Origin of the sequence: Streptomyces sp. NBC_01214 (assembly GCF_026340975.1) — a bacterium.
Classification (GTDB): Bacteria; Actinomycetota; Actinomycetes; order Streptomycetales; family Streptomycetaceae; genus Streptomyces.
Map to the genome: position 1 here is coordinate 1,954,121 of NZ_JAPEOS010000001.1, position 19,272 is coordinate 1,973,392.

20 protein-coding genes and 1 riboswitch are annotated in these 19,272 nt (G+C 72.7%); of the genes, 9 read left to right on the top strand and 11 right to left on the bottom strand.

All coding sequences use genetic code 11. The features are described 5' to 3' along the window. Positions 1–88: 88 nt before the first annotated feature. Positions 89–168, bottom strand: a riboswitch (cobalamin riboswitch). Positions 169–247: 79 nt separating this feature from the next. Beyond that, positions 248–1,381 carry an MBL fold metallo-hydrolase gene (locus tag OG594_RS09445; RefSeq protein WP_266597111.1) on the bottom strand — a complete coding sequence of 378 codons (1,134 nt, stop codon included), beginning with the start codon at positions 1,379–1,381 and terminating at the stop codon, positions 248–250. Between the two features lie 194 nt (positions 1,382–1,575). Here OG594_RS09445 and OG594_RS09450 point away from each other — a divergent pair, with 194 nt between their 5' ends. Together OG594_RS09450 and OG594_RS09455 are read left to right on the top strand one after the other, a co-directional pair. Continuing rightward, positions 1,576–3,054, top strand: a complete 1,479-nt coding sequence (locus tag OG594_RS09450; protein WP_266597113.1) for an aldehyde dehydrogenase — start codon at positions 1,576–1,578, stop codon at positions 3,052–3,054. Next, positions 3,054–3,287 carry a ferredoxin gene (locus OG594_RS09455; RefSeq protein WP_030011023.1) on the top strand — a complete coding sequence of 78 codons (234 nt, stop codon included), beginning with the start codon at positions 3,054–3,056 and terminating at the stop codon, positions 3,285–3,287. Before OG594_RS09450 ends, OG594_RS09455 begins: the two co-directional genes overlap by 1 nt. A gap of 142 nt (positions 3,288–3,429) precedes the next feature. Here OG594_RS09455 and OG594_RS09460 read toward each other — a convergent pair whose 3' ends face one another. Continuing rightward, complete coding sequence (locus tag OG594_RS09460) at positions 3,430–4,890, bottom strand: MFS transporter (protein WP_266597115.1); 1,461 nt, start codon at positions 4,888–4,890, stop codon at positions 3,430–3,432. Positions 4,891–5,017: 127 nt separating this feature from the next. On the opposite strand from OG594_RS09460, the gene OG594_RS09465 reads away from it, so the two are divergent. Continuing rightward, complete coding sequence (locus tag OG594_RS09465; RefSeq protein ID WP_266597116.1) at positions 5,018–5,443, top strand: MarR family winged helix-turn-helix transcriptional regulator; 426 nt, start codon at positions 5,018–5,020, stop codon at positions 5,441–5,443. A gap of 117 nt (positions 5,444–5,560) precedes the next feature. On the opposite strand, the gene OG594_RS09470 is transcribed toward OG594_RS09465, so the two are convergent. Further along, positions 5,561–5,824 carry a helix-turn-helix domain-containing protein gene (locus OG594_RS09470; RefSeq protein ID WP_266597117.1) on the bottom strand — a complete coding sequence of 88 codons (264 nt, stop codon included), beginning with the start codon at positions 5,822–5,824 and terminating at the stop codon, positions 5,561–5,563. Here OG594_RS09470 and OG594_RS09475 point away from each other — a divergent pair. Beyond that, positions 5,810–6,181: an alpha/beta fold hydrolase gene (locus tag OG594_RS09475; protein WP_266597119.1), complete on the top strand. Its 372-nt coding sequence runs from the start codon at positions 5,810–5,812 to the stop codon at positions 6,179–6,181. The two genes, OG594_RS09470 and OG594_RS09475, sit on opposite strands and share 15 nt — an antisense overlap. A gap of 39 nt (positions 6,182–6,220) precedes the next feature. Here OG594_RS09475 and OG594_RS09480 read toward each other — a convergent pair whose 3' ends face one another. Beyond that, positions 6,221–6,844 (bottom strand): TetR family transcriptional regulator, encoded by a 624-nt coding sequence (locus OG594_RS09480; RefSeq protein ID WP_030012830.1) that lies wholly within the window; start codon positions 6,842–6,844, stop codon positions 6,221–6,223. A 228-nt stretch (positions 6,845–7,072) separates the two neighbouring features. Between OG594_RS09480 and OG594_RS09485 the strand changes: the two genes are divergently transcribed. From OG594_RS09485 to OG594_RS09495, 3 genes are all read left to right on the top strand, one after another. Next, the gene (locus OG594_RS09485; RefSeq protein ID WP_266597125.1) at positions 7,073–8,392 is read left to right on the top strand and encodes a glycosyltransferase family 4 protein; all 1,320 of its coding nucleotides are present in this window, start codon (positions 7,073–7,075) and stop codon (positions 8,390–8,392) included. Positions 8,393–8,457: 65 nt separating this feature from the next. Continuing rightward, positions 8,458–9,192, top strand: coding sequence for a class I SAM-dependent methyltransferase (locus OG594_RS09490; protein ID WP_030012203.1), 735 nt, complete (start codon positions 8,458–8,460; stop codon positions 9,190–9,192). Beyond that, positions 9,189–10,271 carry a prenyltransferase gene (locus OG594_RS09495; RefSeq protein ID WP_266597128.1) on the top strand — a complete coding sequence of 361 codons (1,083 nt, stop codon included), beginning with the start codon at positions 9,189–9,191 and terminating at the stop codon, positions 10,269–10,271. The genes OG594_RS09490 and OG594_RS09495 overlap by 4 nt, the downstream gene beginning before the upstream one ends. Positions 10,272–10,284: 13 nt before the next feature. Here OG594_RS09495 and OG594_RS09500 read toward each other — a convergent pair whose 3' ends face one another. After that, on the bottom strand, positions 10,285–10,587 hold the full coding sequence (locus OG594_RS09500; protein ID WP_266597130.1) for a hypothetical protein: 303 nt from the start codon (positions 10,585–10,587) through the stop codon (positions 10,285–10,287). 191 nt (positions 10,588–10,778) lie between these two features. Between OG594_RS09500 and OG594_RS09505 the strand changes: the two genes are divergently transcribed. Further along, positions 10,779–11,348, top strand: coding sequence for a hypothetical protein (locus OG594_RS09505; RefSeq protein WP_266602743.1), 570 nt, complete (start codon positions 10,779–10,781; stop codon positions 11,346–11,348). 774 nt (positions 11,349–12,122) lie between these two features. Continuing rightward, positions 12,123–12,509 (top strand): hypothetical protein, encoded by a 387-nt coding sequence (locus OG594_RS09510; RefSeq protein ID WP_266597132.1) that lies wholly within the window; start codon positions 12,123–12,125, stop codon positions 12,507–12,509. Between the two features lie 9 nt (positions 12,510–12,518). On the opposite strand, the gene OG594_RS09515 is transcribed toward OG594_RS09510, so the two are convergent. The 6 genes from OG594_RS09515 to OG594_RS09540 form a co-directional block, all read right to left on the bottom strand. Further along, on the bottom strand, positions 12,519–13,529 hold the full coding sequence (locus tag OG594_RS09515; protein WP_266597134.1) for an LLM class F420-dependent oxidoreductase: 1,011 nt from the start codon (positions 13,527–13,529) through the stop codon (positions 12,519–12,521). A gap of 100 nt (positions 13,530–13,629) precedes the next feature. Beyond that, positions 13,630–14,466, bottom strand: coding sequence for a hypothetical protein (locus tag OG594_RS09520; protein ID WP_266597136.1), 837 nt, complete (start codon positions 14,464–14,466; stop codon positions 13,630–13,632). 153 nt (positions 14,467–14,619) lie between these two features. After that, positions 14,620–15,633 carry an N-acetylmuramoyl-L-alanine amidase gene (locus tag OG594_RS09525; RefSeq protein WP_266597138.1) on the bottom strand — a complete coding sequence of 338 codons (1,014 nt, stop codon included), beginning with the start codon at positions 15,631–15,633 and terminating at the stop codon, positions 14,620–14,622. A 94-nt stretch (positions 15,634–15,727) separates the two neighbouring features. After that, a complete protein-coding gene (locus tag OG594_RS09530; RefSeq protein ID WP_266597140.1) occupies positions 15,728–16,342 on the bottom strand; it encodes a hypothetical protein in 615 nt (204 codons plus the stop codon). A gap of 150 nt (positions 16,343–16,492) precedes the next feature. Next, on the bottom strand, positions 16,493–17,134 hold the full coding sequence (locus tag OG594_RS09535; protein ID WP_266597142.1) for a class I SAM-dependent methyltransferase: 642 nt from the start codon (positions 17,132–17,134) through the stop codon (positions 16,493–16,495). A gap of 94 nt (positions 17,135–17,228) precedes the next feature. Next, positions 17,229–19,067, bottom strand: coding sequence for a serine/threonine-protein kinase (locus tag OG594_RS09540; RefSeq protein WP_266597144.1), 1,839 nt, complete (start codon positions 19,065–19,067; stop codon positions 17,229–17,231). Positions 19,068–19,272 lie beyond the last annotated feature (205 nt).

Consider the following 19,272-nt stretch of genomic DNA (forward strand, 5'->3'; position numbering starts at 1 on the left):
CGCACAGGCACCGGGCTCCGGCTCCGTTTACCTCGACGGTGCCGGCCGCCGGGGGCTCCGGCGGCACGAGCCGCGCACCTTCGGTACGGGGCATTCCGGCTCCCCGCCCGGGCGGTGCCGGGGGTGGTCACGGTTGCGGGTCAGCGCCGGAATTGCACCGGCTTCCCCCCGTACAGAGGTGTGGACGACACGTTCACTCTACCGGCCCGTAACCAGCGGGCCCCGGGGCGCAGGGGCCGGGCGCCCCTTACACGGCCCGGTACGCCACCGGGTCCGTGCCCGGTACCGCCTCGGCGCGGCCCTGTTTGACCAGCCGCCGCACGTGGGCCTCCGCTTCGGAGACGGCGATGTTGCGGGAGCCGTACGGGATCTGTTCCCAGGGCCGGTTCCACTCCATCCGCTCCGCCAGCCCCCACGGAGTCAGCGGCTCGGCCAGCAGCGCCAAGAGGCCCCTCAGCCGTTCCTCGTGGTGGTCGAGGAGCTCCCGTACGCGGCCGGGTGCGTCGGTGAAGGCGTATTGGTGGGCGGGGAGCACCTCGGCGGGTCCGAGGCGGCCGATGCGTTCGAGGGAGTCGAGGTAGTCGCCGAGGGGGTCGGTGACGCGGGTGTCCTCCGGGGCCTCGTACAGGCCGATGTGGGGGGAGATCCCGGGCAGCAGGTGGTCCCCGGAGAAGAGGCGGCCGTGGCCGGGGAGGTTCGCCGGGTGCGCTTCCTCCAGGTGCAGGCAGACGTGGCCGGGGGTGTGGCCGGGGGTCCAGATCGCGCGCAGTCGGCGCCCGGCGAGGGGGAGCAGCTCGGCGGGGACGATCTCCCGGTCGGGGACGGCGGCGCGCAGGCCGGGCAGGGTCCGCATGCGGCCGCTCGCGCGGGCGGCGCGCAGCGGGGCGATGTGCTCCTCGGGGGCTCCGGCGGCGGCGAGTTTGGCGCTCATGTAGTCGAACCAGACGCCGGGTTCGGAGGCGCGGGTCCGTACGACGACCTCGGTGTCGGCGGCGTGCATGGCGATCCAGGCGCCGGAGGCCTCGCGGACCCGGCCCGAGAGGCCGTGGTGGTCGGGGTGGTGGTGGGTGATGACCACGCCGTGGATGTCGGTGACGGCGGTGCCGAGTGCGGTGAGGCCGGCGACGAGGGTGTCCCAGGAGGCGGGGTCGTCCCAGCCGGTGTCGATGAGGACGGGGCCGCGGTCGGTGTCGAGGACGTGGACGAGGGTGTGTCCGAGGGGGTTGTCGGGGATCGGGACCTTGATTCCCCATACGCCGCCGCCGTGATCGGTGACGTGCGGGGTGTCGCCGGTGACCGGTGACGCGTCCTCCTCGACCTGTGGCGCGTCCTGCGTGACCGGCGATGCGTCCTCCGTGACCTGTGGCGTGTCCTCCGGCATGCGCCCGCCCTCCCCTGTCGCCGCCCTCGGACGAGAACGTGTTCCAGTAGTAGCCCAAGTCGACCACTTTCTGAGCTCCCTGACTAGTCGTTCGATCTTCTCCGCCGCACTGACGGAGGTTCAGTCCTGGCCGTGGACTCCTCTAACTAGAACTGGTATCAGTTCTGGAACCCAAGCCGCAGGAGGCCTCAGCCATGACCGAGCTCGTGGAACACGGAAAGCTGTTCATCGGCGGGGAGTGGACGGATCCGCTGGGCACCGACACGATCCGGATCGTCTCCCCCCACACCGAGCAGGTCATCGGCTCCGTCCCGCACGCCTCCAAGGCGGACGTCGACCGTGCCGTCGCCGTCGCGCGCACGGCGTTCGACGAGGGGCCCTGGCCGCGGATGAGCCTGGACGAGCGGATCGCCGTCGTCTCCCGGATCAAGGACGCCATCGCCGTCCGGCACGAGGAGATAGCCCGCTCGATCAGCTCCCAGAACGGGTCCCCGTACTCCTGGAGCGTCCTCGCCCAGGCACTCGGCCCGATGATGGTCTACGACGCCGCGATCACGGTCGCCCGCGCCTACCCGTACGAGGAGCACCGCCAGGGCGTGCTCGGCCCGATCCTGGTGCGCCGGGAGCCGGTGGGCGTGGTCGCCGCCGTCATCCCGTGGAACGTCCCGCAGTTCGTGGCGGCGGCCAAGCTGGCGCCGGCCCTCCTGACCGGCTCGACGGTGATCCTCAAGCCGTCGCCCGAGGCGCCGCTCGACTCCTACATCCTCGCCGACATCGCGCGCGAGGCCGGGCTCCCCGAGGGCGTGCTGTCGATCCTGCCCGCCGACCGCGAGGTCAGCGAGTACCTCGTCGGGCACCCCGGCATCGACAAGGTCGCCTTCACCGGCTCGGTCGCGGCCGGCAAGCGCGTGATGGAGGTCGCCGCGCGCAACCTCACCCGCATCACCCTCGAACTCGGCGGCAAGTCGGCCGCTGTGGTCCTCCCGGACGCCGACGTGGAGACCGCGGTCGCCGGGATCGTGCCCGCGGCCTGGATGAACAACGGCCAGGCCTGCGTCGCCCAGACCCGCATCCTCGCTCCCCGCAGCCGGTACGAGGAGGTGGCCGAGGCCCTCGCGGCGGCGGCCGGAGCGCTGGTCGTCGGCGACCCGCTCGACCCGGCGACCCAGCTCGGCCCGCTCGTCGCGAAGCGGCAGCAGCAGCGCTCCCTGGACTACATCCGGATCGGGCAGGAGGAGGGTGCGAAGGTCCTGGCGGGCGGCGGCCGCCCGGCGGGCCTGGAGCAGGGCTGGTACGTGGAGCCCACCCTCTTCGGCGACGTCGACAACTCCATGCGGATCGCGCGCGAGGAGATCTTCGGCCCGGTGGTCTGCCTGATCCCCTACGGGGACGAGGCCGAGGCGGTACGGGTGGCCAACGACTCGGACTTCGGCCTCAGCGGCAGCGTCTGGACCGCCGACGTCGAGCGCGGCATCGACTTCGCCCGCCGGATCCGCACCGGCACCTTCAACGTGAACACCTTCAGCCTGGACATGCTGGGGCCGTTCGGCGGCTACAAGAACAGCGGTCTGGGACGGGAGTTCGGCCCGGAGGGCCTGAGCGAGTACCTGGAACACAAGATGATCCACCTCCCGACGACGTACTCATCGGACGCCGCCGAGGCGGGTGCCTGATGGGCGACCGCTGGCAGGTCGAGGTGGACCGGGGGGTCTGCATCGGCTCGGGCATGTGCGTGAACCACGCCCCGGACGGCTTCGTCCTGGACACGGCGCGCCAGTCCCACCCGCGCACCGCCGAGTCGGACGCGAACGAGCCGATCCTGACGGCTGCGGAGGGCTGCCCGGTGGAAGCCATCATGATCACCCTGGCGGCGACGGGCGAACCGGTCTTCCCGCCGGAGGAGTGACCGCGGACAGGGGGCGGGGGCGGGCCCCCGGCAGCCGGTGACCCGGCCGCCGGCCCCGACTCGCCGCCGGGGCCCGCGGGGCCGGCGAGTGCCGCCGGGTGTCGCCGGGTGTCGCCGGGGACCACCGGTCCTGCGGCCGTCCTCAGCCGTCGGCGCCTTCGGGAGCGCGGGTCAGCGACCGCAGCACGAGCGCGATCACGATGGCGATGCCGGAGCACAGGGTCAGGGCCAGGAAGCCGTTGCCGACACCCGCGGTGGTCGCGTCCGCGACCGAACCGCCGTCGGCCAGACGGCTGTCGACCGAGGTGGCGAGGACGGTGCCGATGACGGCGATGCCGAGGGCGGCGCCGGTCTCGTTGAAGGTGTTGAGCAGGCCGGAGCCGACACCGGACTCCGCCACCTTGACGTGCGAGGTGCCGATGCCGAAGAGCGGGACGAAGCAGGCGGGCAGACCGGCACCGATGACGGCCAGCGCGACGACGGTGAGCGCGACGCTGTCGGTGCCGGTCGCCAGGACGCCCGTGCCGACCAGGTGCAGGGCCGCTCCGGCCGCGTACGTTCCGCCCAGGCCCAGGGCGCGTGCCAGCGACGGCGCGACCAGCGCGACCGCGAGGGCGGCCAGGCCCATGGGGAGCAGTGCGAGGCCGGTGACGAAGGCGCTCATCTCGTGGACCCGCTGGAAGTAGATGCTGGCCAGGAAGGAGCTGCTGATCATTACGGCGGCCACCAGGAGCAGGCCGACGCTGGACAGCCAGTAGGTGGGCTTGCGCAGCAGGTGCAGCGGGAGCAGCGGGTCGACCCGGCCGATCTCCATGAACGTGACCGCGGCGAGCAGGACCGCGGCGGCGCCGATGCTGATCCAGGCGTTCCGGTCGCCGAACCCCTCGTGCAGCCGGATCAGTCCGAAGGACAGGGCGGCGAGTCCGGCGGTGGACACGGCCGCCGACGGCAGCCGCAGCGTGCGGTCGCTGCTCGTGTCGAGGGCGGGCATGCTGCGCAGGGCGCCGATGCCGGCAGCGATGCTGACCGGGATGTTGATGAGGAAGGCCCAGCGCCAGCTGATCGCCGTGACGATCAGCCCGCCGAGCACCACGCCGATGGTCGCGCCGATCACTCCGAGGCCGCTCCAGGCGGTCAGTGCGATCTTTCGCTGCTCCTCGTCCTGGTAGACCTCCAAGATGATCGACAGGGCGGCCGCGGAGAGCAGTGCGGCCCCGGCGCCCTGGACGGCGCGGCCCGCGACGAGCAGTTCCTGGTTGCCCGCGATGCCGCAGAGCACGGAGGCCACGGCGAAGACGGTGAGGCCGGTGAGGAAGGTGCGGCGGCGTCCGAGGACGTCGGAGACGCGGCCGCCGAAGAGCAGCAGGCTGCCGAGCACCAGGACGTACCCGCTGATCGTCCACTGCAAGGCCGCCTGATCGGCGGGCAGCTGGGCCCCGATCGAGGGCAGGGCCACGTTCACGACCGTCGAGTCCAGCATGACCATCAACTGGGCGACGCCGACCACCACCAGAGTGGTCCAGGCGGCCTTGCCGGGGGCCCGTGCGGGTGTTCCTGCCGCGTCCTGCTCGGCCGGCTGGGGCACCAGCGTCTGCTCGGTCACCACGTCTCCTTCGTCCTCGTCTTGTCGTCCGCACCAAATGATTTATGCGCATGCATCAATTGAGCCGGACAGTACATGTATGCGTATGCATCGACAAGGGGCGCGTGGCGAACCTACGATGAGGAACGTGACGAGGAACGTGACGGAAGCAGCAGCTCTCACCGACCGCTGGGTGGCCGTGACCCGCGCCTGTGCGCAGATCAACCAGGCCGCCGAGCGCGTGCTGGCCGAGCGCCACGGCCTGTGCGCCAGCGCCTTCGAGATCATGGACGTGATGGCGCGGGCCGATGGCTGGATCCGGGCGGGGGAGCTCAGCTCCCGGGCGTCCCGCAGCCAGCCGCAGGTCTCGCGTCTCGTGGCGCAGATGGTCGGAGCGGGCTATGTCGAGCGGAAGCCGTGCTCCAGCGACCGGCGGGGGTTCGACGTCCGGCTCACGGCGTCCGGCCGGGAGCTCTTCTCGCAGTCCGTCGTCACCATGGAAACGGTGCTGGGCGAGGTGGCCGAAAGCAGCGCAGAGGTGCGGGACGTCATGGGGCTGACCGCTGACCGCTGACCGCTGACCGTCGGCCGCCGACCGGTGATTGCCGATCGGCGCTTGCGCGTAGGCCCGTGCGCCGGTGTCGGCGGCGTCGTTGCCCCTATCGACGCCCCCGGTGCCCCCGCGGCCCGCTCAGGGGCGGGTCGTCCGGCCCGGGCGGCTCGTGATGTTCGTGGGGTCCAGGCGCGCTCCGCAGCGGTCGCAGAGCTGGTGGGTGTCGGGACCGCCGCCGCAGCCCGTGTGCTCGATGGTCACCGGGGGCCCGTCCGCCTCCGGGTAGTAGCGGTCGCCCCACTGCATCAGGTGGTTCAGGGCGGGCCACAGGGCCAGGCCCTTCTCCGTCAGTACGTAGTCGAAGCGCTCCGGCCGGGTCTGGTACGGGTGCCGCTCCAGCACGCCCTCGGCCTCCAGTCGGCGCAGCCGGTCGGTCTGGCCTCGCTGCGCCGCCTCGACACCAGGCTCGGCGCGTCCGCGGCCGCCGTACGCCCGGAGAGCGTCGGGGCGCAGGCCGCCGCGCTGGGCCGGTGGGGGCGGGGGGAGGACGCCGCCTGGGAGCGGCTCGGGGAGATCGCGCACCCGGTGCTCGCGGCGGCCGGGGCCCACGACGTCATGGTCCACGCGTTCGCCACGTACGCCATGTCCCAGCGGCTGGCGGACTCGAAGGTCGTCATCTACGGGGACGCCGGTCACGGCTTCCTGTTCCAGCACCCCGAGGAGTTCGGGGGCGAGGTCCTCCGCTTCCTGGCGGAGTGAGGCGGGCGACCGCCGCGGCCCGGCCCCGGAGCGGCGGCTTCAGGCCTTTTCCGGAGACGTCAGGTCGATCAGGCGACACACCGTTTCGATGTCGATCTTGACCTGGGCGATCGACGCGCGGCCGGAAAGCCACGTGATCAGCGCCGAGTGCCAGGTGTGCTCGATGACCCGGACCGCCGAGAGCTGCTCCGCCGTCGGCGGCTTCTCCAGGCCCATCGCGTCCAGGATGATCGCCGTGGTCAGCCGGGACACCGTGTCCACCTCGGGGCTCACGCTCCGGTCCGCGAACGTCAGCGCCCGCACCATCGCGTCGGCCAGCTGCGGCTCCCGCTGGAGGGCGCGGAAGGCCCGCATCAGGGTCTCCGCGACCCGCGTCGCGGGGTCGTCCCCGGCCGGCGGGCGCTTGCGCAGCGTGGTGTGCATGTGCTGGAGCTGGTCCTGCATGGTGGCGACCAACAGGTGCACCTTGGAGGGGAAGTAGCGGTAGAGCGTGCCCAGGGCCACCCCCGCCGCCTCCGCGACCTCGCGCATCTGGACGGCGTCGAACCCGCCCCGGCTGGCCAGCTGGGCGCTGGCGTGCAGGATCCGGCGGCGGCGGGCCTCCTGGCGCTCCGTCAGGGGAGGCGACGCCGGTGTGGTGACGGCCTTCACTTCCGCTGTCATGGCTCCCGTTCCGTGTCGTTCCGTGTCGTTGCGCGGGCTGAATCCGGGCTGGTCCGCGGCCAGCATGGCAGGCGCCGGAGCCGTGGCGCGAATCACCTGCTCCGCCTCTTACGGTGTAGTTTCCGGCCGGTAGATTCAATGGTCTTCGACGGATCAAGTCTGAAACTTGTTCTACATTATCCGAGCGGTTACGCTCCGGCGAAAGTTGCAGGGAGAAGGGGGCCGAGAGTGACCGCTGAGGCCATGGTGACGAGCCCTTTCGCGGGTTCCGCCGCCGACGGCGACCGCCCGCTGCGCATCGCACTCCTCACCTATAAGGGGAACCCGTTCTGCGGCGGCCAGGGCGTCTACGTCCGCCACCTCGCGCGCGAACTCGTACGACTGGGGCACTCCGTCGAAGTCATCGGCGCGCAGCCCTACCCCGTGCTCGACACGGGCGCCACGCTCACCGAACTCCCGAGCCTGGACCTGTACCGCAGCCCGGACCCCTTCCGCACGCCGGGGCGCGACGAGTACCGGGACTGGATCGACGCCCTCGAGGTCGCCACCATGTGGACCGGCGGCTTCCCCGAGCCGCTGACCTTCTCGTTGCGCGCCCGCCGTCACCTGGCCGCGCGCGCCGGTGACTTCGACGTCATCCACGACAACCAGACGCTCGGGTACGGCCTCCTCGCCGACCTCGGCGCCCCGCTGGTCACCACGATCCACCACCCCATCACCGTCGACCGGGGCCTCGACCTCGACGCCGCGCAGGGCTGGTTGAAGCGGGCCTCCGTGCGCCGCTGGTACGGCTTCACCCGCATGCAGGGCCGCGTCGCCCGCCGACTGCCGTCCGTGCTCACCGTCTCCGGCTCCTCCAAGCAGGAGATCGCCCAGCACCTGGGCGTCCGCGACGAGCGCATCCACGTCGTGCACATCGGCGCCGACACCGACCTGTGGTCGCCGGACCCGTCCGTCGCCGAGGTGCCCGGCCGCATCGTCACCACCTCCAGCGCCGACGTGCCGCTCAAGGGGCTCGTGTACCTCGTCGAGGCGCTCGCGAAGCTGCGCACCGAGCAGCCGGAGGCGCACCTCGTCGTCGTCGGCAAGCGCGCCGAGCAGGGTCCCGTCGCCCGCGCCATCGAGACGTACGGCCTCCAGGACGCGATCCGCTTCGTCAAGGGCATCACCGACGCCGAGCTCGTCGACCTCGTCCGCAGCGCCCAGGTCGCCTGCGTGCCCTCCCTCTACGAGGGCTTCTCGCTCCCGGCGGCCGAAGCCATGGCCACCGGCACCCCGCTCGTCGCCACCACCGGCGGCGCGATCCCCGAGGTCGCCGGACCCGACGGCGAGACCTGCCTCGCGGTGCCCGCGGGCGACGCGGGCGCGCTGGCCGGCGCACTGGGCCGGATGCTGGGCGATCCGGAGCTGCGGGCCCGCCTCGGCGCCGCCGGGCGCGAACGGGTCCTGACCCGGTTCACCTGGGCCGCGGCCGCCCGCGGAACCGTCGCGCACTACCGCGCCGCCATCGAGCAGGCCGCCGCCGGCCGCACCCACCGGGCGCGCTGACCTCCTGCTCCTTCCGCTTCCTTCCCATCCCCGAACAACCCCCGCGACCGCGAAGGCAGGACCCCGTGCTGACCGTCGATTTCTCCCGGTTCCCGCTCGCCGCAGGCGACCGCGTACTCGACCTGGGCTGCGGCGCAGGCCGGCACGCCTTCGAGTGCTACCGGAGAGGCGCCCAGGTGGTCGCCGTCGACCGCAACGGCGAGGAGATCCGCGAGGTCGCCAAGTGGTTCGCCGCGATGAAGGAGGCCGGTGAGGCCCCCGCCGGGGCCACCGCCACCGCCATGGAGGGCGACGCGCTCGCACTGCCCTTCCCCGACGACTCCTTCGACGTCGTCATCATCTCCGAGGTGATGGAGCACATCCACGACGACAAGGGCGTGCTCGCCGAAATGGTGCGCGTGCTCAAGCCCGGCGGGCGCATCGCCATCACCGTGCCGCGCTACGGCCCCGAGAAGATCTGCTGGGCGCTCTCCGACGCCTACCACGAGGTCGAAGGCGGCCACATCCGCATCTACAAGGCGGACGAGCTGCTCGGCAAGATGAAGGCCGCGGGCCTCAAGCCGTACGGCACCCACCACGCGCACGGGCTGCACTCCCCGTACTGGTGGCTCAAGTGCGCCTTCGGCGTCGACAACGACAAGGCACTGCCCGTCAAGGCGTACCACAAGCTCCTGGTCTGGGACATCATGAAGAAGCCGCTGGCCACACGGCTCGCCGAGCAGGCCCTGAACCCGCTCATCGGCAAGAGCTTCGTGGCGTACGCGACCAAGCCCCACCTCCCCGTCAGCGCGGCCCAGTGAGCTCGCCGGGGCGCACCGAACACCTGGTCCTGGACGGCGTACTGACGGCCGAGGAGGCCGCCCTGACGGTGGCGGGGATCCTCGCCGCGCAGCGCGCCGACGGCGCCATACCGTGGTTCCGCGGGCACCACCTCGACCCGTGGGACCACACCGAGGCCGCGATGGCGCTCGACGCGGCCGGCGAGCACGAGGCGGCCGAGCGGGCGTACGCGTGGCTGGCCCGGCACCAGAACCAGGACGGTTCCTGGTACGCGGCCTACGCCGACCGGCCCGACGGCGTGGACACCGCGGAGCCGCAGGACGCGAGCCGCGAGAGCAACTTCACCGCGTACATAGCCGTCGGCGTGTGGCACCACTACCTCTCCACCGGCGACGACATCTTCCTCGACCGCATGTGGCCGACCGTCTACGCGGCCGTGGAGTGGGTCCTGACGCTCCAGCAGCAGGGCGGCGAGATCGGCTGGAAGCGCGAGGCGGACGGCACGGCCGTCACCGACGCCCTCCTCACCGGCTCCTCCTCCATCCACCAGGCACTGCGCTGCGCGCTGGCCATCGCCGAGCACCGCGAGGAGCCGCAGCCCGACTGGGAGCTCGCGGCGGGCGCGCTGCGGCACGCCATCCGGCGCCACCCGGAGCGGTTCCTCGACAAGAACCACTACTCGATGGACTGGTACTACCCGGTCCTCGGCGGGGCACTGACCGGCTCCGAGGCCAAGGCGCGCATCGACGGGCGCTGGGACGAGTTCGTGGTCCCGGACCTGGGCGTGCGTTGCGTGCTGCCCAACCCGTGGGTGACGGGCGGCGAATCCTGCGAGCTGGCGCTCGCGCTGTGGGCGACGGGGGAGTCGGACCGGGCGCTGGAGATCCTGCGCTCGATCACCCACCTGCGCGCGGACAACGGCATGTACTGGACGGGGTACGTGTTCCAGGACGAGGCCGTCTGGCCGGTGGAGCAGACCACCTGGACGGCCGGGTCGCTGCTGCTCGCCGTCGCGGCGCTCGGCGGGGACGAGGCCACCACCGAGGTGTTCGGCGGGACCTCGCTCCCGGCCGGGCTGGAGCCCGACTGCTGCGGCTGACCGGGTGGCCGGCTCAGCGACGGTAGAGCCAGCCGGCCATGGCGTGGCCGACGAGCAGGTAGGCGACGGCGGCGATGCCGTAGCCGATCACGACCTGGACCCATGCGCGGCTGAAGGTGAACAGGTCGTAGGACCAGGCCGCGAGCCAGGAGGCGACGTCGTGGACGAGGTCGACCAGGGCGTTGCCCTGGTTGGCCTCCAGCAGGAAGAGCAGGATCCAGAGTCCGATGACGAAGGCGAGCACGTCCGCCACCAGCGCGACGGCGCGGCCTGCTTGACTGCTTCCCCGGGTGCGTACTCGTGTGTGAGTGCTCATGCGGCGCGTGTTGCCGCCCCGGGGTGTCCTAAACCCGAACGGGTCCCCCCGGCTGGTGGAGCCGGGGGAGCGGGGCGAGGCTGCGGGAGACGCCTCAGCACCCGGAGGAAACCGTGCCCGTGCCCGTACGCGTACCCACGACCGTCCGATTCCGCCGCGCCCTCACGGCGGTGGTCCTGTCCACCGCGCTGATGGTCGGCGCCACCGCATGCGGCAGTGGCGGTAACGGCCCGCGCGAGGAGCTCTCCGCCGCGTCGATGGGGGAGCTGGCCGCCCTCGCGGCGGCGGAGCCCGCCGCCGTCGAGGCCGACGAACTGGCCGCCCCGACGCCGTCGCCCAGCACGTCCGCGGAGAAGCAGAAGTTCGCCAAGACGCGGTTCGTCGCCAACGCGAGCCTGGCCGCCGGTGCGACGTACCAGTGGATCGTCAAGCCGTACCGCGCGGGCAAGTTCAAGAAGGGTGCCAAGGGTCGCACCTTCGCGCTGATCAAGGCGGGCCTCGCGGGCGCGTTCGCGTACAACCGGCTCAAGGCGGCGGCCCAGAACGCCAAGGGCGACCCGCTGCTGGCGAAGGCGGTGGCCCCGCTCACGGCGGGCATCGAGTCCCTCAAGGGCCTGGGCAGCAAGCTGCGCAAGGGGCAGGCGGGTGACGGTGACATCGACTCCTTCGACAGCGTCATCAACAGCGTGAAGGAAGCGGGCCAGAGCGCGGGCGCGGTGGTGACGGACAAGGTCCCGAGCACGTCCGAGCTGGGCGGCTAGCGTTCAGGGCCCGGCCGTTGCCGTTGCCCTGGCCGGGCGGCGTTTCCGGGTGCGGGCCGGTGGCCGCGCGCTTGCCCTGGCCGGGCGGGTGCGGATCCCGTCCCGGGTGCGGTCTGGTGGCCGCGGGTCCTGTTCCGGGTGCGGGCCGGTGGCCGCGCCTCAAGCGCCGGCGGGGCTGGGTTTGGTGTCCCCGGCCGGGGGTGTGGTCCGTCGGGTCGGGCGGTGCCCCTCCGGGGGCTCTCCTCGGCTCGCGCCAGGCGGCCGTGGTCCTGCCGTACGGCCTGGGTTGCGCGCTCGTCCTGCGGGGAGCCCCCGCAGTGTCCCCGCCCCCGCGGCCCCCGTACGAGGCGGCACGGCCGGGGGCGGGGACGGCGGGGGGTGTCCCCGCAGGCGACGCGGATCCGCCACCGCCCCGCATTTCCACACCGCGCCGCTCCGCAAGCCGAGGAGATACCCGCCGCCGGGACCGCACCCCCATCCCAATCCCGCCCAGGCGACACACCCCAGCCCCGCCGGCGTTTGAGGCGCGGCCACCGGGCCGCACCCGGAGTGGTACCCGCACCCGCCCGGCCAGGGCAAGGGCCGCACCCGGAGTGGTACCCGCACCCGCCCGGCCAGGGCAAGGGCCGCACCCGGAGTGGTACCCGCACCCGCCCGGCCAGGGCAAGGGCCGCACCCGGAGTGGTACCCGCACCCGCCCGGCCAGGGCAAGGGCCGCACCCGGAGTAGAACCCGCACCCGCCCGGCCAGGGCAGTGGCTGTTTCAATGGGGGGGTGATCGAGATCGTGGTGGTGGTCCTCGGCGCCGTGGGGGCCGGGTGGCTGCTGCGGCGCAAGCATCGTGCGCGGACGGCCGCCGGGCCCGTGCCCGGGATTCCCTGCATGGTCCGGATTCCGGCCGGTGAGGGCCGCTGGCGGGTGGGCCGCGTGTACGGGGACCAGGGCGCTGCCCGGTGGGTTCCGCGGCGCGGGGAGGCCGTGGCGCTGCCCGGCGGGCGGGCCACCGGGATCCGGGTGCCGTCCGTGAAGGAGGGGATCTCCATCAACCCCGGCTCGCGGATCGTCACCTGCGCCTACGACGACGGCGGGAGCATCGAGATCGCCGTCATGCCGTTCGACGTGCGGGAGCTGCTGGAGGCAGTGCCGCAGGCCGAATCCTGACGACCGGGCTCAGCCGTTGAGCTCCGCCAGGACGCGCAGGGTGTGGGGGTCCGGAGCCGTCAGGAGGAGGTCGGTCACCGGGCCCTTGCGCCAGAGGTCCAGGCGTTCCGCGATCCGTTCCCGGGGGCCGATGAGCGAGATCTCGTCGGCGAACTCGTCCGGTACCGCCAGGACCGCCTCCTCCTTGCGGCCCGCGAGGAACAGCTCCTGGATGCGGCGGGCCTCCTCCTCGTAGCCCATGCGGGCCATCAGGTCGGCGTGGAAGTTGCGGGCCGCGTGGCCCATGCCGCCGATGTAGAAGCCGAGCATCGCCTTGACCGGGAGCAGGCCCTCCGCGACGTCGTCGCAGACCTTGGCGCGGGCCATCGGCGCGATCATGAAGCCTTCGGGGAGGTCGGTGAGGGAGGCCCGGTAGACGTCGGTGCGGGTCGGGGACCAGTACAGGGGGAGCCAGCCGTCCGCGATCCGGGTGGTCTGGGCGATGTTCTTCGGGCCCTCCGCGCCCAGGAGGAGGGGGACGTCCGCGCGGAGGGGGTGGGTGATGGGCTTCAGGGGTTTGCCGATGCCGGTGCCGTCCTCGCCTCGGTACGGGTGGCTGTGGAAGCTGCCGTCCAGCTCCACCGGGGCCTCGCGGCGCAGTACCTGGCGGATGACGTCCACGTACTCGCGGGTGGCCGTGAGCGGGCTGGAGGGGAAGGGGCGCCCGTACCAGCCCTCGACGACCTGCGGTCCGGACAGGCCGAGGCCGAGCATCATCCGGCCGCCCGAGAGGTGGTCCAGGGTCAGGGCGTGCATGGCCGTGGCGGTCGGGGTGCGGGCGGCCATTTGCGCGATGGCCGTGCCGAGGCGGATCCGCGAGGTGTGCGCGGCGATCCAGGTCAGCGGGGTGAAGGCGTCGGAGCCCCAGGCTTCGGCGGTCCACACCGAGTGGTAGCCGAGGTTCTCGGCCTCGGTGGCGAGGTCGAGGTGGGCGGGGGAGGGGCCGCGGCCCCAGTAGCCGAGTGCGAGTCCGAGGCGCATGTACGGTCCCTCCAGAATCTGACGAGGCGTCAGGTGACTGTAGAGCAACGGCCCCCCGCCCGGAAGGGCGGGGGGCCGTCGGCTCGGGTCCGGGCGGCGGTCAGCCGCGCTGGATGCCCGAGGTGTCGTTCAGCACGCCGCGGCGGCCGTCCTGGGTCTGGGCGATCAGGTTGGCCGCGCCACGCTGCTCGACGGCCAGGTACCAGGTGCCCGGGGCGAGTTCGGCGATCGGGGTCGGGGAGCCGTCCTCCGCGTAGAGCGGACGGGCCACCGGCACCGCGAACCAGAACGGCGTGAAGTCCGCCGCCGGGGCCGGGGTCGGGGCCGGCGTGTGCGGGGAGTCCTGCGGACCGGGACCCGGGGTCGGGGTCGGGTTCGGCGTGCCGCCGTACGGCGGGACCGGCTGCGGCGTGGAACCGTACGGCGTCTGCTGCGCGCCCGGGTAGCCGTACCCGGCACCCGGCTGGGGCTGGCCCGGCTGGCCACCGTACGGCGGGACGGCGGCGGGACGCGGCTCCGGAACGAGCTGGCCGGCGAGCGCCGGGATCTTCGCACCGGCGATGGCCACACCGGCCAGGGCCAGCGTGCCCAGGAGGGCGAGGATGGAGCCCGCGCCGAGGTCGAGCACGTCCGGGCAGGCGATGAGCGCCCACAGCGACGACCAGGCGGCGGAGACGGCGAGCACGGTGCCCCACGCCGTCAGCGGCAGGCCGGCCAGCTTGCGCTCAGGCTGGAAGCGGGAGGCGATCAGCAGGCCGGCGGCGATGAAGGCGAGCAGGAAGATGCTGGGGAGCGCCAGGTAGTTGGAGTCAAGGTCCCACACGCTCGGCCGGTCGATACCGGTCGCGGAGTAGAAATCGAGGAACGAGGCGATGAACAGCAGCGCCGCTGCTCCGATCACCACGCCGTCGCCTCGAGTGAGGGAGCGGATGTTCACGTCTTAGGTGTCCTTCTCGGTCTCGGTCGTCGTCTCGTGGTGCCGCGGTCGCAGAACGTGCCTGCAGCAGGGCGGGCGGGACCATGGTACGGAGGTTTCCGACGGCCGAGATGATCGGGGCGGCGGGTGGTCCCGCCGGACTCCCGAAGGGGACTACCCGCCGAGGAAGCCGACGATGCCGTCCGCGATCCCCTGAGCCGCCTTCTGCCGCCACTCCGGACTCGTCAGCTGCGCCGCGTCCTTGGCATCACGCATGTTGCCGCATTCGATGAACACCTTGGGCTGGGTTGACAGGTTCAGTCCGCCGAGGTCGTCGCGGACGACCAAACCGGTACCGCTGCCCAGATAGTTGGCGGGGGCGGAGCCGGTGGTGCGGGCGAAGTTGCCGGCGATCCGCTCGCCCAGCTCCCGGGACGGTCCGACGATCTTCGCGGTGTCCGCGGCGCCGCCCTTGACCTTGGCCGGGAGGATGACGTGGAAGCCGCGGTTGCCCGCCGAGACCCCGTCGGCGTGGACGGACACGACGGCGTCGGCCTTCGCCTCGTTGCCGATGCGGGCGCGCTCGGTGATGCAGGGCCCCCACGGGCGGTCGGCCTGGTGGGTGAGGACCACCTTGGCCCCCTGGGCCTCCAGGGCGGTCCGCAGGCGCTTGGAGACGTCGAGGGTGAAGTCCGCCTCCTTGTAGCCGGCGTTGGTGGTGGTGCCGGTGGTGTCGCACTCCTTGCGGCCCGTGCCGATGTCGACCTGCTGGTCGATCTCGTCGGTGTGCGCGAAGTTCCCGGCGTTGTGGCCGGGGTCGACGACCACGGTCTTGCCGGCGAGCGGGCCCTGGGCGGGTGCGGGTGCGGGTGCGGCCGCGGTGGTGCTCTGACTGGCGCTGGGGCTCGTACTCGCGCTCGCGCTCGCGCCCTCGCCGGGCGTGGAGCCCGGCTTCGCGTCCCGCTGGCCCGGCGACGGGGTCGAGTGCGAGGCGGACAGCGGCGTCGAGCGGGACGGCCCGTCGGACCCCGTCCCGGCGAACGCCTGGGTCAGGACCCAGCCCGCCAGAGCGGCCGGGGCGAGCGCGGCAACCCCGACGACGAGCGTGGCGCGTCGGGTGAACCAGGGCCGGTCCGGGTCGATGGAGGAGCCGGCCTCGGGGGGCGGGGGGCTGTTGTCGTTGCGCACGCCGCGATGCTAGACCCGCCTCCCGTCGCCCGTCCGGACCGTAGGCCATCCGAAGGCGTGGTGCGATGGTATGCCCGGCGTTCATCGGGACGCATCAGGCCCGGCCTTCACGCCCGCGCGCCGAGCGCACCCACGCCCACGCCATGTGCCCCACGAGAGCCAGGGCGGTGAGGACCGCGATCACACGGATCGCGCTCCAGGTCAGTTCGACGAATCTTCCCGCAGTGGCCGCTTCCACTTTCAGGCGGGCAGACGTCTCGACGTAGACGATGAGCGGAACGAGGAGACGGAACGAAAGCCCGCCGATTCCGGGGATCCGCGCCAGATTCCCGAAGAGGCCCATCGGGGCGCCGAAAAAGAAAGCGGCAATTCCCCAGAACAGGATCCCCGACGAGACGCCGTCCCCGACCGTCCCGTCGGACGTCATCCCGATGGGTGCGGCGGGGCTCAACCATTTGAGCAGGTAGTAGACGACCACGCCGACGGCCAACGCGGAAGACGCCAGCCAGGCGGACTCCACCTTCGATTTCCTGGTGTACCCGACGAGGAAGGCGAAACACGCCCACGACCATCCTCCGGAGAACACGATGTTCACGACGTGAGGAATCGGGCTTTCGGATTTGCCCGAGAGCGCACCAAGGGCGCCGATCAGCGCACCCGCTCCGAGGGTCAACAATGCGGACGTGGTGCGAGTGCGCAGAAAATTCACGTCGTGCTTCCCTGTCCGCGGGTCACCGGTAGCAGCGGTCGGCCAGAGGTGATCATCTGCGAGTTCTGGCCCCCTGTGAAGTGATTTCTGACAGGTTGGCCAGAACCGTCCGGCTCACGGCGAACCGCCGCTGGTGCGACGCGGGCGGCGCTAGATTCCGGCGCCCGTGCGCCGCAGCACGCGCAGCGAGTCGGTGACGGAGATCTCCTCGAAGGCGCCCGAGGCCAGGGCCCGCAGATAGATCCGGTACGGGGCCTGGCCGCCGTCGGCCGGGTCCGGGAAGACATCGTGGATGACGAGCGTGCCGCCCTCCGCGACGTGCGGGGCCCAGCCCTCGTAGTCGCCGCTCGCGTGCTCGTCCGTGTGGCCGCCGTCGATGAAGACGAAGCCGAGCTTTCCGCCCCAGGCTGCCGCGACCTGCGGGGACCGGCCGACGATCGCGATCACGTGGTCCTCCAGCCCGGCCTTGTGCAGGGTCCGGCGGAAGGTCGGCAGGGTGTCCATCAGCCCGACCTCCGGGTCCACGACCGTCGGGTCGTGGTACTCCCAGCCCGGCTGCTGCTCCTCGCTGCCCCGGTGGTGGTCGACGGTGATCGCCGGCACGCCGGCCCCGCGGGCGGCGTCGGCGAGCAGGATGGTGGAACGGCCGCAGTACGTGCCAACCTCCAGCAGCGGCAGCCCGAGTGCCCCGGCCGCGGTGGCCGCCTCGTACAGGGCGAGGCCCTCGCGTACGGGCATGAACCCCTTGGCGGCCTCGAAGGCGGCGAGGGTCTCCGGCTTGGGGGTGGCCATGGTTCCTCCGGCGGTGATCGTGTGTGGCGGCCCATCGTGCCCTACCCGCTGGTAGGACGCTACGGCCGGGGTGCGCTCGTACGCCGCCGCCCGGTCAGCGGCCGAACAGCCGGGACAGACCGCCCGCCCCGCCCGTCCCCTCGGCCCGCCGCTGCTCCCGTACGGCCCGCCGGAAGTCCGCCCGGGCGTCCGAGACCTCCTGGGCCAGGTCCTGCATGCCGGGGAGGAAGGGGAGCCGGCGCAGCAACGGGTTCAGGTGCGCCAGGGCGGCCGCCGGATCGCCCGCCTCGCCGATGGTGCGGAGCACCCGGTGGGCCACTTCCGGATCGCCGCGCTCGGCGAGTTCGGCGAGGTTCGGGAAGAGCCGCCAGTACAGGAGCGCGGCGCCGGCGACGTCACCGACCAGCCACGCGTCGTGGGCCAGCCTGCGCCGCACGTCCAGCAGGACGGGGCTGTCGGCGGTCAGGGCCCATTCCAGGTCGGGCAGCAGCGGCCCCAGCCAGGCCCGCTCGCTCAGCGCGCGCTCCCGACTGCGCGCGTCCCACTGGCCGTCGCGGGCGTGGGCGCCCCGGTGCATGGCCGACGCGAGGTGGTAGCGGGCGGTCAGCGTGACCAGGGCGTGCGTGCCGAACACCTGCGTCGCCTGCTCGACGAGCTCGCGCAGCTCCTGCTCGTGCCGGCGGCCGTCCCCGGACCCGAAGGCCGCCGCCTCGCCGACCCAGGCGGCGCGCCCGGTGATCGTGTCCGGGTGATCCAGGCCCAGCACCCGCACCATCCGCGGCAGCAGGCGCTCCAGATCGATCGTCCTGGACGGTCCGACGACCCGCATCGCGCGGTGGTAGGCGGCCCGCACCGTCAGGGCGTCCTGCGCGCCGAGCTCCTCGGTCAGGTCGTCGGTCAGCATGCGCAGCCGTTGCACGACGTCGGCCGGTTCGTCCTCCAGCAGCTGCGTCAGCCGGCGCTCCAGCATCGCGCGGACCGGATCGACGGTCGCGGTGTGCACGGTGGGGGCGTACGAGGGTGGGGGCGGGAAGGAGCCCGCCGCCGGCATGGGGGCGGGCTCGGGCGCGGGCGCGGGTGCGGGTGCGGGGGTCTCGCTCCGGGCGATCTCCGCCAGCCGCCGGGACACCTCGGCCGCGTCCGCGGGCCGGTCCGCCGGGTCCTTCGCGAGCAGCTCCAGTACGAGGGAGTCCAGTGCGGCCGGCAGCTCCGCCCGCAGCGAACTCGGCGCGGGCGGCGCGGTCGTGAGGTGCTGGGCGAGCAGCTCGTGCATCTCGCGCGCGGCGAAGGGGCGGGTGCCGGTCAGCAGTTCCGTCAGCACGCAGCCCAGGGCGTAGAGGTCGGCCCGCCCGTCGACGGGCACGCCGTTCGCCCCGCCGGTCCACCGCTCGGGAGCCATGTACGGGAAGGAGCCGATGATCATGCCGGTGGCCGTCAGCCCCGTCGTGGTGGTGACGGCGCCGCTGCCGCCCCCGGCCTTGGCGATGCCGAAGTCGAGCACCTTCGTCAGCCCGCCGTCGGTGACCATGACGTTGGCCGGCTTGACGTCCCGGTGGACGATGCCGGCGGCGTGGGCCGCCCCCAGAGCGTCCGCGATGCGCCCGGCCCACTCCAGAGCGTCTGCGAGCAGCGGTACGCCGGCTTCCAGCACGTCGGCCAGGCTGCGGCCGCGGAGCAGCTCCATGACGAGGTAGACGGCGTCGCGGCCCTCGCGCTCGGTGCGGCCGAAGTCGTGGATGATGGCGATGTTGGGGTGCGCGAGGTTCCCGGCGAGGCTGGCCTCCCGCTCGAAGCGGCGGGTGTCCTCCGGAGTCTGCGGATATCCGATCTTGACGGCGACCTGGCGGCCCACCCGGCTGTCCTCGGCCCGCCACACCTCGCCGAAGCCGCCCCGGCCGAGCAACTCGGCCAGCGCGTACCGGCCTTCGATCACTTCCCGCACCTGCCAGGCCCCCGTCACCACAAGATCAGTTCGGCAGAGCATTATCGCCGCATGCGAGTGGAGCGGCTGCCGACCGCTTCTGACCGACCGTGACCGATCGCCTGATTCGCACTACCGGAGCGCATCCGGCTGATTACGCTCGGCGACAGGGCGAAACGAACGCCGAACGCACAGCGTGAACTTGGGGGTGACCACC

Bases quoted from the DNA above. Each gene is read 5' to 3' on its own strand.
- OG594_RS09515 (WP_266597134.1), bottom strand. From the start codon at position 13,529: ATGCGCCTCGGACTCGCACTCGGCTACTGGGGCCGCGGCCCCTCCCCC.
- OG594_RS09535 (WP_266597142.1), bottom strand. From the start codon at position 17,134: ATGGCCACCCCCAAGCCGGAGACCCTCGCCGCCTTCGAGGCCGCCAAG.
- OG594_RS09455 (WP_030011023.1), top strand. From the start codon at position 3,054: ATGGGCGACCGCTGGCAGGTCGAGGTGGACCGGGGGGTCTGCATCGGC.
- OG594_RS09450 (WP_266597113.1), top strand. From the start codon at position 1,576: ATGACCGAGCTCGTGGAACACGGAAAGCTGTTCATCGGCGGGGAGTGG.
- OG594_RS09500 (WP_266597130.1), bottom strand. From the start codon at position 10,587: ATGAGCACTCACACACGAGTACGCACCCGGGGAAGCAGTCAAGCAGGC.
- OG594_RS09480 (WP_030012830.1), bottom strand. From the start codon at position 6,844: ATGACAGCGGAAGTGAAGGCCGTCACCACACCGGCGTCGCCTCCCCTG.
- OG594_RS09445 (WP_266597111.1), bottom strand. From the start codon at position 1,381: ATGCCGGAGGACACGCCACAGGTCACGGAGGACGCATCGCCGGTCACG.
- OG594_RS09505 (WP_266602743.1), top strand. From the start codon at position 10,779: ATGGTCGGCGCCACCGCATGCGGCAGTGGCGGTAACGGCCCGCGCGAG.